This is a genomic window from Streptomyces solicamelliae, from assembly GCF_045348655.1.
GTDB lineage: Bacteria > Actinomycetota > Actinomycetes > Streptomycetales > Streptomycetaceae > Streptomyces > Streptomyces solicamelliae.
In genome coordinates, this window is record NZ_CP160404.1 from 2355072 (window position 1) to 2371530 (window position 16459).

The 16459-nt window shown below is 72.8% G+C and carries 11 protein-coding genes; 5 read left to right on the plus strand and 6 right to left on the minus strand.

Features of this window, described 5'->3' with window-relative positions:
• Window positions 1-175: 175 nt before the first annotated feature.
• The 4 genes from ABZO31_RS10900 to pepN all read left to right on the plus strand — a co-directional run bounded on the left by ABZO31_RS10900 (window position 176) and on the right by pepN (window position 8916).
• Window positions 176-3493, plus strand: a complete 3318-nt coding sequence (locus ABZO31_RS10900) for a S8 family serine peptidase (protein ID WP_406860930.1) — start codon at window positions 176-178, stop codon at window positions 3491-3493.
• Window positions 3494-3665: 172 nt separating this feature from the next.
• Window positions 3666-4685: an aspartate-semialdehyde dehydrogenase gene (locus ABZO31_RS10905; protein WP_406865316.1), complete on the plus strand. Its 1020-nt coding sequence runs from the start codon at window positions 3666-3668 to the stop codon at window positions 4683-4685.
• A 129-nt stretch (window positions 4686-4814) separates the two neighbouring features.
• Window positions 4815-6287: a TerD family protein gene (locus ABZO31_RS10910; protein WP_406860931.1), complete on the plus strand. Its 1473-nt coding sequence runs from the start codon at window positions 4815-4817 to the stop codon at window positions 6285-6287.
• A gap of 52 nt (window positions 6288-6339) precedes the next feature.
• Window positions 6340-8916, plus strand: coding sequence for an aminopeptidase N (gene pepN, locus ABZO31_RS10915; RefSeq protein WP_406860932.1), 2577 nt, complete (start codon window positions 6340-6342; stop codon window positions 8914-8916).
• 127 nt (window positions 8917-9043) lie between these two features.
• On the opposite strand, the gene alc is transcribed toward pepN, so the two are convergent.
• The 4 genes from alc to ABZO31_RS10935 are packed head-to-tail and all read right to left on the minus strand — an operon-like array spanning window position 9044 to window position 13111.
• Window positions 9044-10183 carry an allantoicase gene (gene alc / locus ABZO31_RS10920; RefSeq protein WP_406860934.1) on the minus strand — a complete coding sequence of 380 codons (1140 nt, stop codon included), beginning with the start codon at window positions 10181-10183 and terminating at the stop codon, window positions 9044-9046.
• 59 nt (window positions 10184-10242) lie between these two features.
• The gene (locus tag ABZO31_RS10925) at window positions 10243-11175 is read right to left on the minus strand and encodes a LysR family transcriptional regulator (RefSeq protein ID WP_406860935.1); all 933 of its coding nucleotides are present in this window, start codon (window positions 11173-11175) and stop codon (window positions 10243-10245) included.
• A gap of 41 nt (window positions 11176-11216) precedes the next feature.
• Window positions 11217-12155, minus strand: coding sequence for a DMT family transporter (locus ABZO31_RS10930; RefSeq protein ID WP_406860936.1), 939 nt, complete (start codon window positions 12153-12155; stop codon window positions 11217-11219).
• A gap of 5 nt (window positions 12156-12160) precedes the next feature.
• On the minus strand, window positions 12161-13111 hold the full coding sequence (locus ABZO31_RS10935; RefSeq protein WP_406860937.1) for an EamA family transporter: 951 nt from the start codon (window positions 13109-13111) through the stop codon (window positions 12161-12163).
• 129 nt (window positions 13112-13240) lie between these two features.
• Between ABZO31_RS10935 and ABZO31_RS10940 the strand changes: the two genes are divergently transcribed.
• Window positions 13241-13789: a MarR family winged helix-turn-helix transcriptional regulator gene (locus tag ABZO31_RS10940; protein WP_406860938.1), complete on the plus strand. Its 549-nt coding sequence runs from the start codon at window positions 13241-13243 to the stop codon at window positions 13787-13789.
• Between the two features lie 97 nt (window positions 13790-13886).
• Here the strand turns inward: ABZO31_RS10940 and ABZO31_RS10945 are convergent, their stop codons facing one another.
• Window positions 13887-14117, minus strand: coding sequence for a hypothetical protein (locus ABZO31_RS10945; RefSeq protein ID WP_406860939.1), 231 nt, complete (start codon window positions 14115-14117; stop codon window positions 13887-13889).
• 81 nt (window positions 14118-14198) lie between these two features.
• On the minus strand, window positions 14199-16247 hold the full coding sequence (malQ, locus tag ABZO31_RS10950; RefSeq protein WP_406860940.1) for a 4-alpha-glucanotransferase: 2049 nt from the start codon (window positions 16245-16247) through the stop codon (window positions 14199-14201).
• Window positions 16248-16459 lie beyond the last annotated feature (212 nt).

The window sequence follows — 16459 nt, forward strand, 5'->3', positions numbered from 1 at the left end:
GCCCCGGTTGAGGGTGATTCATCTCCTGTGGCGTATGTCCCCCCGTGGCGGATGTACGCCACTTGCACATCCCGCCCCTCGACAACTCTCCACAAACCCTGGTCGTTTACGAAAGGCTGAGCGGTCATCCGGTACCGAAATCCGGACCCTCTTCTTTCACCAATCAGGGATGTAAATGACCACCCCCGAAACCCAGAGCTCCATACCCGGGCGCTCGACCCCCGGACACAGACGGGCCGCCCGCGTCGCCGCGGCCGCCGGCCTGGTGACCGCGCTGATCGCCGCCGGTGCCGCTCCGGTCCTGGCCGCCGACGACCCGGCGACCACTCCCCCGGTCAAGTCCTCCGACGCCGCCGACAAGCTCGGCGCCACCGACGCGCAGCGCCTCGACGAGGCCGAGGCCGCGGGCCGGAAGAACGTCACGATCCTCGTGGCGACCGCCCCGGGCGCGACCGAGCAGGTCGCCGGCCAGCTCGACGCCGTCCCCGGCGGCTCCGTCGGCAAGCGGGACGACAAGCTCGGCTACGTCCGCGCCACCCTGCCGACCGCCAAGGCGGACTCCGCCATCAAGGCGGCCACCAAGCTCTCCTCCGTCCAGGCCGTCGACCTCCAGGCGGAGATCGTCCTGGACGACCCGGCCCCGGACGCGGGCGTCAAGGGCTCCGCCGCGGGCGCGACCGCGACGACGTACCCGGCCCCGGGCAAGAGCACGCCGGCCAAGAACCCGTACAACCCGTCGCACGAGACCGGCGCGGTCGAGTTCGTCCAGGACCACCCCAAGGCCGACGGCCGCGGCGTGACCATCGGCATCCTCGACTCCGGCGTCGACCTCGGGCACCCGGCGCTGCAGCAGACCACCACCGGCGAGCGCAAGATCGTCGACTGGGTCACCGCCACCGACCCGCTGACCGAGGGCGACGCCACCTGGCGCGCGCAGATCACCCCGGTCTCCGGCCCGGAGTTCACCGCCGCGAGCCAGAGCTGGAAGGCGCCCGAGGGCGCGTACCAGTGGAGCCGGTTCAGCGAGGCGATCACCGCGGGCGGCGACCCGGCCGGTGACATCAACCGCGACGGCGACACCACCGACGTCTTCGGCATGCTGTACGACCCGGCCGCGGGCACCGTCCGCGTGGACACCGACCAGAACAACGACTTCACGGACAACGCGCCGATGAAGCCGTACAAGGACGGTTTCCAGATCGGGTACTTCGGCACGGACAACCCGGACACCGAGGTCGCCGAGCGCACCCCGTTCGTCGTGGAGATCCGCAAGGACGTCCCGATGGACCCGCTGGGCGGCACCTGGGTCGGCCAGAAGCGCGACTTCGTCAACATCGGCATCGTCGAGTCCTCGCACGGCACCCACGTCGCGGGCATCACCGCCGCCAAGGGTCTGTTCGGCGGCAAGATGAACGGCGCGGCCCCGGGCGCGAAGCTCGTCTCCTCGCGCGCCTGCACCTGGACCGGCGGCTGCACCAACACCGCCCTCATGGAGGGCATGACGGACCTCGTCGTCAACCGCGGCGTCGACATCGTCAACATGTCGATCGGCGGCCTGCCCGCGCAGAACGACGGCGACAACGTCCGCGCCCGCCTGTACACCCGGCTGATCGACGAGCACGGCGTCCAGCTGGTCATCTCGGCCGGCAACTCCGGCCCGGGCATCAACACGATCGGCGACCCCGGTCTGGCCGACAAGGTCCTCTCGGTCGGCGCGGCCATCTCCCAGTCGACGTGGGCGTCCAACTACGGCTCCGCCGTGGAGAAGAAGTACGCCATGTTCCCCTTCTCCTCGCGCGGCCCGCGTGAGGACGGCGGCTTCACCCCGACCATCACCGGTCCGGGCTCGGCCGTGAACACCATCCCGACCTGGCAGGCCGGCTCCGGCGTGCCCGAGGCGGGCTACACCCTGCCCGCCGGCTACGGGATGCTCAACGGCACCTCGATGTCCTCCCCGCAGGTCGCGGGCGCGAGCGCGCTGCTGCTCTCCGCCGCGAAGCAGAAGGGCGTCGAGCTCACCCCGCTGACCCTGCGCACCGCGCTCACCTCGACCGCGAACAAGATCTCGGGCGTCGCCGCGCACGAGCAGGGCTCCGGTCTGATCGACATCAACGAGGCCTGGGAGTCCATCCAGGCCGGCGCGACCGCCCACGACTACAAGGTCGAGGCCCCGGTCGACACCGTCATCTTCCCGGCCCCGCACACCGGCACCGGCGTGTACGACCGCGAGGGCGGCCTCAAGGTCGGCCAGAAGAAGACGTACGACGTCACCGTCACCCGGACCTCCGGCCCGGCGTACGGCGTGCGGCACGAGCTGAACTGGAAGTACAACGACGGCACCTTCAAGGCGGCCACCGCGTACGACTACATCACGCTGCCGCTGAACAAGCCGGTCACCGTGAAGGTCCAGGCCGCGCCGAAGACCGCCGGCGTGCACAGCGCCATCCTGGAGCTGGACGACGAGCGCACCGAGGGCGTCGACAAGCAGATCCTGTCGACCGTCGTGGTCGCCAAGGACCTCGCGGCCCCGGGCTTCGCGGGCTCCCTGTCCGGCACCGTGCAGCGCAACAGCCACAAGTCCTTCTTCGTGAAGGTCCCCGCGGGCGCGAAGACCCTCGAGGTCGCCCTCGGCGGTCTGAAGGAGAAGAGCCAGACCCGGTTCATCGCGATCCACCCGTACGGCGTGGCCATCGAGTCGACCGCGTCCACCGCGTGCTACCCGCACTACAACCCGGCCAACACCTGCCGTCCGGACCTGCGTTCGTACGCGAACCCGACCCCGGGCGTCTGGGAGATCGAGGTCGAGTCGCGCCGTACCTCGCCCGACCTGGACAACCCGTTCAAGCTGGACGTGTCCGTCCTGGGCGCGGACTTCGACCCGGCGGTGCAGAACGTCGCCGAGGCGAAGATCGGCACCCCGGCCGCGGTCGAGTGGACGGTCACGAACAAGTTCGCCGGTCTGGAGGGCACCCTGCAGGGCGGCTCGCTCGGCTCGGCGAAGGTCGAGACCCCGACCATCAAGCACCACGAGCAGCAGACGAAGACCGTCACCGTCGGTGAGGGTGTCGAGCGGCTCGACGTGGCCATCGGCAACACCTCCGACAAGGCCGCCGACCTCGACCTGACCGTGCTGCTCAACGGCAAGCAGGTCGGCCAGTCGGCGGACGGCGACTCGGAGGAGTCGGTCTCGCTGGTGAAGCCCGCCGCGGGCACGTACACCATCGTGATCGACGGCTACTCGGTGCAGGCCGAGGGCGGCACGACCTACGACTACCGGGACGTGTACTACTCCGCGTCGCTCGGCAAGGTCCAGGTCGACGCGGCGAAGACCTACCCGCTGGCCAACGGCGCCAGCGCGAAGGTCGGCGCCGAGGTCCTCGTCTCCGGCGAGGCGCCCGAGGGCCGGCAGTTCTTCGGCGAGGTCAAGCTGCTGAACGCGCGCGGCACCGTCGCGGGCGCCGGCAGCGTGGTGATCGGCAAGGTCACCCCGTAACACCGCGGAACGATCACTGGGGGCGGGCGCCGGAACCGGCGTCCGCCCCTTCGTCGTCTCGGCCGGTGTCCAGCGCGTGTCCCGATCCTCGGACAAAGGATTGGACAAGCCGCCTCTGGTGATACGCATCATGGAACGCAGCACCCTGCACAAACGTACGGAGGAGAGCCCCGTGAAGGTCGGAATCGTCGGAGCCACCGGTCAGGTCGGCACGGTCATGCGCAAGATCCTCACGGAGCGGAAGTTCCCCGTCGAGGAGCTGCGTCTCTTCGCCTCCGCGCGCTCCGCCGGCACCGTCCTGGACGGCGTCGTCGTCGAGAACGCCGCCACCGCCGACTACACCAGCCTGGACATCGTGCTGTTCTCCGCCGGCGGCGCGACCTCCAAGGCGCTCGCCGAGAAGGTCGCCTCCCAGGGCGCGGTCGTGATCGACAACTCCTCCGCCTGGCGCCGCGACCCCGAGGTCCCGCTGGTCGTGTCCGAGGTCAACCCGCACGCGATCAAGGACCGCCCGAAGGGCATCATCGCCAACCCGAACTGCACCACGATGGCCGCGATGCCGGTCCTCAAGCCGCTCCACCAGGAGGCCGGGCTGACCGCGCTCGTCGCCACCACCTACCAGGCCGTGTCCGGCTCCGGTCTGGCCGGCGTCGCCGAGCTGGACGGCCAGGTCAAGGCCGTCGCCGAGCGCGCCCCCGAGCTGACCCACGACGGCGAGGCCGTGGCCTTCCCGGAGCCCGGCGTCTACCGCCGCCCGATCGCCTTCAACGTGCTCCCGCTCGCCGGCAACCTGGTGGACGACGGCTCGCACGAGACCGACGAGGAGCAGAAGCTCCGCAACGAGTCCCGCAAGATCCTGGAGATCCCCGAGCTGAAGGTCTCCGGCACCTGTGTGCGCGTACCGGTCTACTCCGGCCACTCGCTGCAGGTCAACGCCCGCTTCGACCGTCCGATCAGCGTCGAGCGCGCGTACGAGCTGCTCAAGGACGCCGAGGGCGTCGAGCTCTCCGAGATCCCGACCCCGCTGCAGGCGGCCGGCAAGGACGCCTCGTACGTGGGCCGCATCCGCGTCGACGAGACGGTCGACCACGGCCTCGCGCTCTTCCTCTCCAACGACAACCTCCGCAAGGGCGCGGCGCTGAACGCGGTCCAGATCGCGGAGCTGGTGGCCCAGGAGCTGAAGAACGCCTGACGCGCCCCGAAGGGGCGGCCGTCCTCCGGGGCGGCCGCCCCTTCGCCGTTCCCGCCGGGCGCGCATCCCGTACCGGCGGGATTCGGACAATGCGTTCGAAGCCGGGGCTTCGGGTGCAAGGATCCGGTCATGACCCAGATTCCGAAGGGCGCCAACGTCGCGGTGCCCACGCAGGCGCTCCAGGTGGCGGTGGCGTGGCTGAGCGGGGCGGGGGTGCCGGACGTGGACGTGTCGGCGCTGCTCCTCGACGCGAGCGGGCGGGTGCGCGGGGATGCGGACCTGGTGTTCTACAACCACGGAACCCACCCGTCCGGCGCCGTGCGGCATCTGGGCAAGTCCGCTCCGGGCGGTCCCGGGTCGGTGGTCGCGGACTGGCTGTGGCTGGATCTCGCCCGGATCGAGCCGGGTGTGGAACGGGTCGTGGTGGCCGCCTCGGCCGACGGCGGACCGTTCGGGGAGGTGCCCGGACTGGACGTGCGGGTGACGGATCCGGCCGGGCAGCCGGTGGTGTACTTCGCGATCGGGGACGCGGCGGCGGAGACCGCGTTCGTCTTCGGCGAGTTCTACCGGCGGACCGGCGGCTGGAAGTTCCGCGCCGTGGGCCAGGGCTACGCCTCCGGCCTCGCCGGCCTCGCGACGGACTTCGGCATCGAGGTGGAACCCCCGCCCGCCCCGATCCCGGGCCCGGGCTACGTGCCCCCGCCGGCCCCCGCCCCGTACCCGGGTCCGGCTCCTGCCGCGTACCCGGGCCGGCCCGGCGCGTACCCGGGGCACCCGGCCGGGATTCCCGGCCAGTACGGCGGGCACCCCGGGCAACCGGCCGGCAGCCCCGTTCCGCCCGCCGGGTACCCGGCTCAGCCCGGCCCGTACCAGCCCGCCGCCCCGTCCCCGTACCCGCCGCCCGTCCCGGCCGCCCCGTACCACCAGCCGCCCGCCCCCGGCGGGTACCCGCCCCCGGCAGGCCCCGCCCCGCATCCGGCCCCGCCCGGCCCGTACCAGGCGCCCGACGCGTACCCGGCCGCCGCCGGGCCCGGGGACCCCTACTCCGTCTCCTTCCGGCCCTTCGTGCACCAGGGGCGGGGCAAGGAGACCGTGCGGTGTGATCCGGGGATCCCGCCGGGGTGGGCGCTGCTGGAGGTCGAGGCGTACCACTCCATCTCGACGACCATCGAGTCCTGCGACGCCTACGGCCGCGCCGAGGACTATCTCCTCATGGCCTACGAGGACGACGTGCACGCCCGTACCGTCGCACTGGCGCCCCGCGACCGGCCGCTGACCCTGCGCGTGGAGGCCGACACGCCCTGGACGCTGCGGGTCCTGCCGCTGACCCACGCCCGGCGGTTCGACGGGCACATCGAGGGCCATGCCCACGATCTGGTGATCTACGAGGGGCCGGCCGGGGTCCTGGACTTCCTGCACGGCGGCGAGTCCAACTTCACCGTCCACCTGCACACCCCGCCCGCCTACCCGGAGTACGACGAGGAGGACCAGGAGCTGCTGGTGAACGAGATCGGGGAGGTCAGGGTGAGCGCCCCCGTGCCCGGTCCCGGGCTCCTCCGGATCAGCGGCGACGGGCCTTGGAAATGCGCCGTGCGCAGGTGACGCACCCCGTGGAAGGATGGGCCAAACGTCACGAAATTGAGGAGTTGACCGGGTGCCTGGCACGAACCTGACCCGTGAAGAGGCGCAGCAGCGGGCGAAGCTGCTGTCCGTGGACGCGTACGAGGTCGAACTGGACCTCACCGGTGCGCAGGAGGGCGGCACCTACCGGTCCGTCACCACCGTCCGCTTCGATTCCGCCGAGGCCAACGCCGAGAGCTTCATCGATCTCGTCGCCCCCGCCGTGCACGAGGCCGTGCTGAACGGGCACGCCCTCGACGTCGCCGCCGTCTTCCGGGACTCCCGGATCGCCCTGCCGCACCTGAAGCAGGGCCGCAACGAGCTGAAGGTCGTCGCGGACTGCGCGTACACCAACACGGGCGAGGGCCTGCACCGCTTCGTCGACCCGGTCGACGGCCAGGCGTACCTGTACACGCAGTTCGAGGTGCCGGACGCCCGCCGGGTCTTCGCCTCGTTCGAGCAGCCGGACCTTAAGGCGACCTTCCGGTTCACCGTGAAGGCCCCGGCCGGCTGGACCGTCATCTCCAACAGCCCGACCCCGGAGCCGAAGGACGGGGTCTGGGAGTTCGAGCCGACGCCGCGCATCTCCACGTACATCACCGCGCTGATCGTCGGCCCGTACCACGCGGTGCACTCGACGTACGAGGGCAAGGACGGCCAGGTCGTCCCGCTCGGCATCTACTGCCGCCCCTCGCTGGCCGAGTTCCTCGACGCGGACCACATCTTCGACGTGACCCGCCAGGGCTTCGACTGGTTCCAGGAGAAGTTCGCGTACGACTACCCGTTCGCCAAGTACGACCAGCTGTTCGTGCCGGAGTTCAACGCGGGCGCGATGGAGAACGCGGGCGCGGTGACCATCCGCGACCAGTACGTCTTCCGCTCGAAGGTGACGGACGCCGCGTACGAGCGCCGCGCCGAGACCATCCTGCACGAGCTGGCCCACATGTGGTTCGGCGACCTGGTCACCATGGAGTGGTGGAACGACCTCTGGCTGAACGAGTCGTTCGCCACCTTCACCTCGGTCGCCTGCCAGGCGTCCGTCGAGGGCACCCGCTGGCCCAACGCCTGGACCACCTTCGCCAACGCGGAGAAGACCTGGGCGTACCGGCAGGACCAGCTGCCGTCCACCCATCCGATCATGGCCGAGATCAACGACCTGGAGGACGTGCTCGTCAACTTCGACGGGATCACGTACGCCAAGGGCGCCTCGGTCCTGAAGCAGCTGGTGGCGTACGTCGGCCAGGACGAGTTCTTCACCGGCGTCCAGGCGTACTTCAAGCGCCACGCCTTCGGCAACACCCGCCTGTCCGACCTGCTCGGCGCGCTGGAGGAGACCTCCGGCCGTGACCTGAAGGCCTGGTCGAAGGCGTGGCTGGAGACCGCCGGCATCAACATCCTGCGCCCGGCGATCGAGACCGACGAGAACGGCACGATCACCGCGTTCGCCGTGCGGCAGGAGGCCCCCGCGCTGCCGGCCGGCGCGAAGGGCGAGGCGGTGCTGCGTCCGCACCGGATCGCGATCGGCCTGTACGACCTGCGGGACGGCAAGCTGGTCCGCTCCGACCGCATCGAGCTGGACATCGCCGCCGCCGAACTGACCGAGGTGCCGCAGCTGGTGGGCCGTGCCCGCCCGGCGGTGGTGCTGCTCAACGACGACGACCTGTCGTACGCGAAGGTCCGTCTGGACGAGGTCTCGCTGAAGAACGTCACCGCACACCTGGGCGACTTCGCCGCGTCCCTGCCGCGTGCGCTGTGCTGGGCCTCGGCCTGGGACATGACCCGCGACGGCGAACTGGCCACCCGCGACTACCTGGAGCTGGTGCTCTCCGGCATCGGCAAGGAGTCCGACATCGGCGTGGTGCAGTCGCTGCAGCGCCAGGTGAAGCTGGCGATCGAGCTGTACGCGGACCCGGCCTGGCGGGCGGAGGGCCTGGCCCGCTGGACGCAGGCGGCCCTGGAGCACCTGAAGGCGGCGGCCCCCGGCAGCGACCACCAGCTGGCGTGGGCGCGGGCGTTCGCGGACACGGCGCGCACGGACGCGGAGCTGGACCTGCTGGCGGGTCTGCTCGACGGCGGCGAGGTCGTCGAGGGCCTGGTCGTGGACACCGAGCTGCGCTGGGCGTTCGTGCAGCGGCTCGCGGCGACCGGCCGGTTCGACGAGCCGGAGATCGCGGCCGAGCTGGAGCGGGACCGTACGGCGGCGGGCGAGCGGCACGCGGCCACCGCGCGCGCCGGGCGTCCGACGGAAGCGGCGAAGGCGGAGGCCTGGGCGTCGGTCGTCGAGGACGACAAGCTGGCCAACGCCGTGCAGGAGGCGGTGATCGGCGGCTTCGTGCAGACCGACCAGCGTGAGCTGCTCGCCCCGTACACGGAGCGGTACTTCGCGTCGATCAAGGGCGTGGCGGAGACCCGCAGCCACGAGATGATCCAGCAGATCGTCGTCGGGCTCTACCCGTCGCTGCAGGTCTCGCAGGAGACGCTGGACGCGACGGACGCGTGGATCGCGGCGAACGACCCGGCCCCGGCGCTGCGCCGACTGGTGACGGAGTCGCGCGCGGGCGTCGAGCGGGCTCTGAAGGCGCAGGCGGCGGACCGGGCCGCCGGGCAGTAACCGCAGGCGACGTGGGACGGCGAAGGGGCACCCTCCCCCACGGAGGTGCCCCTTCGCCGGTCTTGGGCCCGCCCGGCGGCGCGGGCGTTCGTGCGCGCCGCGCCGCCGGGCGGGAGTCGTCGGCCGGTCAGCCGTTCAGCCGCTGGTAGCGGGCGCGCAGGTCGGCCGCGCCCTCGTCGGTGAGCGAGCCGTGCAGCCGCATCCGGGCCACGCCGCCGTCGGGGAAGGCGTCCAGGCGGACGTGGGTGACGACGGCCTGTGCGGGAAGCTTGAAGCGGTGCAGGGTGTCGGGCTGCAGCCTGGTCCGCGGGATGATCTCGAACCATTCGCCGGACTCGCCGTTGCGGCCCTGCAGGGCGATCCAGCCGGCCGAGTTGCCCTTGAGGTACGCGGTGTCGATCTCGACCGCGCGGACGGCGCCCTGCGCGGCGAGCCGGAAGCGCACCCAGTCGTTGGTGCCGCGGACCCGGCGGCGGCGGTTCTCCCAGCCGTCGTCCATCTTGCGGGAGGTGCCGGGCAGGATGATCTGGGTCGGCGACGAGTAGAACTTGTCCGAGGCGTCCTCGTACGCGCCGCCGTTGAGCACGGCGATCAGGTCGAGGGTGCCGAGCAGCTCCAGCCACTCGGGGTCCGGTACGACCTCGCCGTGCACGCGCAGGCGGGCGATGCCGCCGTCGGGGTGCTGGCACACGCGGAGGTGGGTGTAGCGCCGCTCGGCGGTGATCGCGAAGCCGTTGGCGGCGTGGCCGCGCACGGGGGTCGGCGGGACGAGCTCCTCCCACTTCACCTCGTCGGAGAGCAGCTGCTGCGGGCTCGGGGAGCCTTCGACGGAGGTGGCCTGGATGCTGACCTTCTGCGGGTAGTTGCCGCGGAAGTGGGCGGTGTCGACGACGATGCCGCGGATGACGCCGGGGGCGCCGAGGCGGACGATCGCCCAGTCGTGGTCCTCGGGGGCGGGGAAGACGTTCTCGGCGTCGGCGCCGCGGCGGCGGCGGGTCTCCCAGCCGTCCATGATCTTGCCCTTGTGGCCGAAGTGCTCCGGGTCGAAGACGGCCCGCTCGCGGACGAGCAGGTTCTCGCGCTCGGCGAAGAACTCGTCGTTGGCGGCGACGACGCCGGCGCCGAGCCGGCGGTCGGCCAGGTCGACCAGCTCGGTGAAGGGGAAGTCACCGGAGCGGTAGTCGGCGTACGGGTCGCCGCCGGAGTAGGGGGCGGCGTCGTTGGCGTGCGGGTCCTGGTGGTCGGCGTGCGCGTCGTCGAAGCTCATGTGCTGACTGTGCCGCGCCTCGACCCTCGCGGTCCATCGAATGTTTTCGACGGTCCTTTTCAGTTCTGCTGAACGGTCTCGCGGCGGACCGCGGCCTGTCGGAGCGCGCCGAGGACACGGGCCAGGGCCGGTCCCTCCTCCGCGCCGCGCCGGACGGCGGCGACCACGTGGCGGCGCGGCTGGTCGGCGGCGAGCACCCGCATGACGACACCGGCCCGCCGCTCGGCGGAGGCCGAGGCGGAGGCCATCCGGGGGACGAGCGCGACGCCCATCCCGGCCTCGACCATGGCGAGGATCGCCGTCCAGCCGGCCGCGCTGTGCGCCTGCTCAGGCACGAAACCGGCGGCCTCGCAGGCGGCGGTGGTGATCTCCGACCAGGGCCCGGAGCCGCCGAAGATCCACGGCTCGGCGGACAGGTCGGCCAGCCGCAGTCCGGGCGCCTCGGCCAGCGGATGACCGGCGGGCAGGGCGACGTCGAGCGGGTCGGCGAGCAGCGGGACGCGGCTGAACTTGGGGTCGCGCTCGGGCGGGGCGTGCGCCGCGAGCGACAGGGCCAGATCGACGTCGCCGGCGCCGAGGAGCTCGTACGCCTCCGCCGCCTCCGCCTCCCGTACCCGCACCCCGAGTCCGGGGTGCTCGGCGCGCAGCTGCTGCACGGCGGGGACGACGAGGGCGGGCACGGCGGTGGAGAAGGCGGCGACCCGGACCTCGCCGGCCTCGCCGCGCAGATAGCCGGCGAGTTCGGCGTCGGCCCGCTCCAGCTGCGCGAACACGGACTCGGCGTGCCGCAGGACGAGGTGGGCGGCGTCGGTGAGCCGGACGCGCCGCCCCTGGGCCTCCAGGAGCGGGACGCCGAGCTGTCTGGCGAGGTTGGTGAGCTGCTGCGAGACGGCCGAGGGGGTCATCCGCAGCGCCTCCGCGGTGGCGGTGACGGTCCCGCGGTCGCGCAGCGTGCGCAGGATCTGGAGCTTCTTGATGTCCCACTCGGTCATGGGGCGCAACCTACCGGGCGCGGCGCCCCGCCCCGGCGCGGTCACCGGCTCCGGGCCGAGGCCAGTGCGACGCCGCCGAGGATCAGGGCCATGCAGGCCGCGCCGAGGACGCCGAGTCCCTCGCCGAGCAGCGCGTACGACAGGAGGGCGACGCAGACGGGCTGGAGGTAGTACACGACGCCGGCGCGGGCCGCGCCGATGAGGGCGATCGCCTTGTTCCAGGCGAAGAAGGCGACGGCGGAGGAGGCCACGCCGACGTAGAGCAGCGGGCCGACGGCGTCGGCGGTCGGCTCGAAGCCGCCCTGGACGGCGAGGCTGACCGCGAAGACCGGGGCGAGCATCAGCGCGCCGATCAGGAAGGTGGTGAAGAGGAGGACCGCGCCGCCGAGTTCGGCGGGGCGGCGCTTGAGGAGGGCGCTGTACGAGGCGAAGCTGAGCGCGGCGGCGAACATCCACAGGTCGCCCGCGCCGAGCCGGGTCGGCAGCGCGCCCCGGCCGACCAGGAGCAGGACGCCGGCGCAGGCGATCAGCATGCCGGTGACCCGCCGGGCCCCGAGCCGGGTGCCGCCGAGCCGCTCGTACCCGGCCATGAGGACCGGCGAGGCGGCCATGATCATGCCCATGCTGGCGGCCGAGGTGGTGAGTCCGGCCTGGTTGACGAGGGTGTTGTAGACGGTGACGCCGAGCAGTGAGGCGAGGGCGAGGAAGCCGAGGTGACGCCGGATCAGGGCACGTCGGCGCCAGGCCGCGCGGGCGGCGAAGGGGGCGACGGCGACGAGGGCGACGATCCAGCGCCAGAAGGCGTGCTGGACGGGCGGGACGGTGTCGTGCAGGGCGCGGGAGGCGACGAAGCTGCCGGACCAGACGACGGTGGCGAGCAGGGCGAGAAGCAGCCCGAGGCCGGCGCCCCGGACGGGCGCCGGCCTCGGGGCGAGGGCGGGAAGGTCGGTGGTCGGACGGCGTGCGGTGGTCAGGCTCATGCGGCCTACCGTCGCACCCCGACAACCTTCAGGTCCATCGAAAGTTCCTGAGCCTTTCCTTCAGTCAGACTAAACAATTGGGTGGGCGATTCCTTCTTCGGCGTCCGTGGCCCCATCTGCCCGACCAGGGAGGCGCCGAACGCGATCGCCATGCCGGCCAGCTGCACCGGGCCGAGCGCCTGGCCGAGGAGGGCCCAGCCGATGACGGCGGCACTGATCGGCGAGAGCGGGCCGAGGAGGGTGACGGAGGACGCGCTCAGCCGCTCGATGCCGCGGAACCAGAGGAAGTACGAGATCGCGGTGTTGCCGAGGGCGAGGTACGCGTACCCGGCCAGCGCGGTGCCGTCGAGGGCGGGCGGGGCGCCTTCGACCAGGAAGGCGATCGGCAGGATGACCAGGCCGCCCGCGGTGAGCTGCCAGCCGGTCATCGCGAGCGCGCCGACCCCCTCGGGGCGGCCCCAGCGCTTGGTGAGCACGGTGCCGGCGGACATCGACAGGGCGGACAGCAGTCCGGCGCCCACACCGACCGCGTCGAGGGCCGCGCCCGCCTTCAGGACCACCAGGCTGACGCCGAAGGCCGCCGCGACGGCGGCGAGCAGGGACCTCGCCGTGGGCCGGTCGCCGAGGAAGAGGGCGGCGAGGCCGACGACGAAGAGCGGGCCGACCGAGCCGACGACCGCGGCCACCCCGCCGGGCAGCCGGTACGCGGCGAGGAACAGCAGCGGGAAGAAGGCGCCGATGTTCAGCGCGCCGAGCACCGCCGCCTTGCCCCACCAGGCCCCGGTCGGCAGCTTCCGGGTGAGCGCGAGCAGCAGCAGCCCGGCGGGCAGGGCCCGCATCAGCCCGGTGAACAGCGGCCGGTCGGGCGGCAGGAACTCGGTGGTGACGTAGTAGGTGGAGCCCCAGGAGACCGGGGCGAGGGCGGTCAGGGCGACGACTGCGGCCTTGCGGGACATGACGGATCCCCCCTCTGCGTGGAACTGGCTTGGCGGTAATTAACTTAGCACTAAGCTACTTGTTTGTAAGCAGCTTTCTCGGCAGCTTCTTTCTTGCCGAAGAACGAACAGGGAAGGAACACTGAGGGCATGGACGAGAAGAGCCCCGAGCCGCACCCCGGACCCGGACCCACCCCCGGCCCCGGGCCGGCCCACGACGCCGTCGACGCCATCACCGACCAGTGGGCGGCCGTCCGGCCCGATCTGACGACCCTGCCGATGGCCGTCTTCGGACGGATCTACCGGCTCTCGCTCGCCATGCGCGGCCGCGTCGACAAGGCGTACGCGCCGTACGGCATGGCCCTCGGGGAGTTCGACGTGCTCGCCACGCTGCGCCGCTCCGGCGCTCCCTACACGCTCTCGCCTCGGGAGCTCTCGGCCACCCTCATGATCACCACGGGGGGCATGACCGGCCGGCTCGACCGCCTGGAGAAGGCCGGGCTGCTCAGCCGCAGCCCCGACCCGAACGACCGGCGCGCGCTGCGGGTGACCCTCACCGACCGCGGCCGGGAGCTGGTGGACCAGGCCGTCGGGGCCGGTCTCGCGCAGCAGAAGGCGGCGCTGGAGTCGGCGCTCACCGAGGAGGAGGCGGAGCAGCTGGCCGGACTGCTGCGCAAGCTGCTCGCCACGACGGTCTGAGGCGCGCACCACCGCGCCCGCGACCGCTCGAACGCATGCGAGGGCGCCGTACGGTCCTCATGGACCGTACGGCGCCCTCGGAAGACTCAGCGGGCGGTCAGGCCTGCTTCTTGGACTTGTCGAGCACCATCACCAGGCCGGCGATGACCAGGAACAGCACGATCGGCGCGGCCACGAACAGGCCGAGGGTCTCCGCGACGCTCAGCTTGGGAGCCGGGTCGTCACCGTCGTCACGCACGTTGGCGAGCGCGGGGGACGACATGAGCAGCATCATCAGCGTCGTACCGGCCGTCACGGCGCCGGCGCGCAGGGCGTTCTTCTTGTCCACGGTGCAAAAGTAGCGAACGCCCGGACGGGGCGCGCGCCCGGGGGTGCCGTACGGGCTTCCGCGCCCCCACGAGGCCGTTCCCTAGCCCTCCCGAAAGAGCGCGAACAGCCGGTGCAGCCGGGGCGAGGCGGCCAGTTCCTCCAGCGTCAGCGGCCGGCCCGCGGGGTCCGCGACGGGCAGCCGCCAGTTCGGGTACTGGTCCCAGGTGCCCGGCAGGTTCTGCGGCCGCCGGTCGCCCACCGCGTCCGGCAGCCACACCCCGACCATCCGGGCCGGGGTGCGCAGCAGGAACCGGTGCACCGCCCGCACCTCCGCCTCCTCCTCGCCGACGCCCTCCGGCAGCAGCCCGAGCCCGTCCAGGCAGCCCAGCCACTCGGCGACCTCCGCCCGGTCCGCGGCCCGCGCCCGCTCCAGCTCCCCGGTGAGCAGCCCGAGCCGGTGCCGCAGCAGCACGTGCTCGCCCGTCAGCCGGGCGGCGGTGGACGGCAGGTCGTGCGTGGTGGCGGTGGCCACGCAGCCGGAGCGCCAGCGCTCCGGGGCCAGCGGGCGGCCGTCGCCGTCCCAGTCCCGCTCGAACCAGAGCACCGACGTGCCGAGCACCCCGCGCCGCTCCAGCGCCTCGCGCACGCCCGGCTCGACCGTGCCGAGATCCTCGCCGACGACCACCGCGCCCGCCCGGTGCGCCTCCAGGACGAGGACGGCGAGCATCGCCTCGGCGTCGTAGCGCACGTACGTGCCCTCGGTGGGCTCGCCGCCCTCCGGCACCCACCACAGCCGGAACAGGCCCATCACGTGGTCGATCCGCAGCGCCCCCGCGTGCCGCAGCATGCTCCGCAGCAGCCCGCGGTACGGGGCGTGGCCGGCGGCCGCCAGGGCGTCCGGCCGCCACGGCGGCAGGCCCCAGTCCTGGCCGCGGGCGTTGAACGCGTCCGGCGGCGCGCCCACCGACATGCCGGCGGCGAACACGTCCTGCTGCGCCCAGGCGTCCGCTCCGTCCGGATGCACGCCGACCGCCAGGTCGTGGACGAGCCCCACCGCCATCCCGGCCTCCCCGGCGGCGCGGGAGGCGGCGGCGAGCTGTTGGTCCGTCAGCCAGGCGAGCCGGCAGTGGAAGTCGACGAGCGCGGGCAGTTCGTCGTCGTCCCGGACCACCGCGGCGGCGGTCCGGGGGTCGCGCAGCTCCGCCGGCCAGTTCCGCCAGTGGTGGCCGTGGCGTTCGGCGAGCGCGCAGTACGTGGCGTGGTCCTCCAGGGCGCGGCCGTGCTCGGCGAGGAAGTCGCAGTAGTCGGCGCGCCGGCCGGGACCGAGCGGCACGGTCGCCACCAGCTCCAGGGCCCGCCGCTTGGCCGCCCACACCGCGTCCCGGTCGATCAACGCCCCCTTTTTCAGGACCCGTTCGCGCAGCTCGGCGGCCTCCTGGAGGACGGCGTCGAGCTCGGCACGGTACTCGGTCCCGATGTACGCGAACTCGGGGATCCGCTCGATCCGCAGATGCACCGGGTCCGGGAAGCGGCGCGAGGACGGACGGTACGGGGACGGGTCCACGGGCGCTCCGGGGACCGCCGCGTGCAGCGGGTTGACCTGGACGAAGCCGGCCCCGTGGGTGCGGCCCGCCCAGGCGGCCAGCTCCCGCAGGTCGCCGAGGTCGCCCATGCCCCAGGAGTGCTCCGAGAGCACCGAGTACAGCTGGACGAGCAGCCCGTGGACCCGCTCCGGGGGCTGCGGCAGCCGCTCGGGCGCGACGACGAGGGTGGCGCGCGAGCGGCGGCCGTCGGGGGCGTGCGCCTCGACGCGGTGCACGCCGAGCGGCAGTTCCGGCCCCGGCTCCCACGTCGCGGTGTCTCCGTCCTCCGTGGTCACCACCAGTCGGGTGTCCGGCGGGAGTTCGGCGAGCGCCGGGGGCGGCGGCGCGCCCTGCCAGAGGACCACGGTGGCGGGCAGCAGCCGCTCCCGGGCGTCCCGTTCGGCCCGGGCGAGGGCCTCGGCGACCGCCTGCGGCGTCGAGGCGTCGACGCCGAGGGCGCGCAGGACGGCCACCACGGTGGCGTCCGGGACGTGGACCGTGACGCCCGCGGAGGGCGCGTACGCGGTGGCGACACCGTGGAGTTCGGCGAGGCGGGCCAGGGTCACTTCGGCACTCCCGGGGCTGGGGGGCGGACACGTGGACACAGCGGCTGAGGCGGCGCGTGACGCCGGTCACCCTCCGTTGTACCCGCGGAACGCGGCGTACGGACGCCACCCCGCCGGGCAAAAACGACAGATCGGCTGGCTGCATTGACACCTTCGGGCGCCGGGTGGTGGGCTCGTGATCTGCTCGTGATGTACGGGTGGGGCACAGGAGA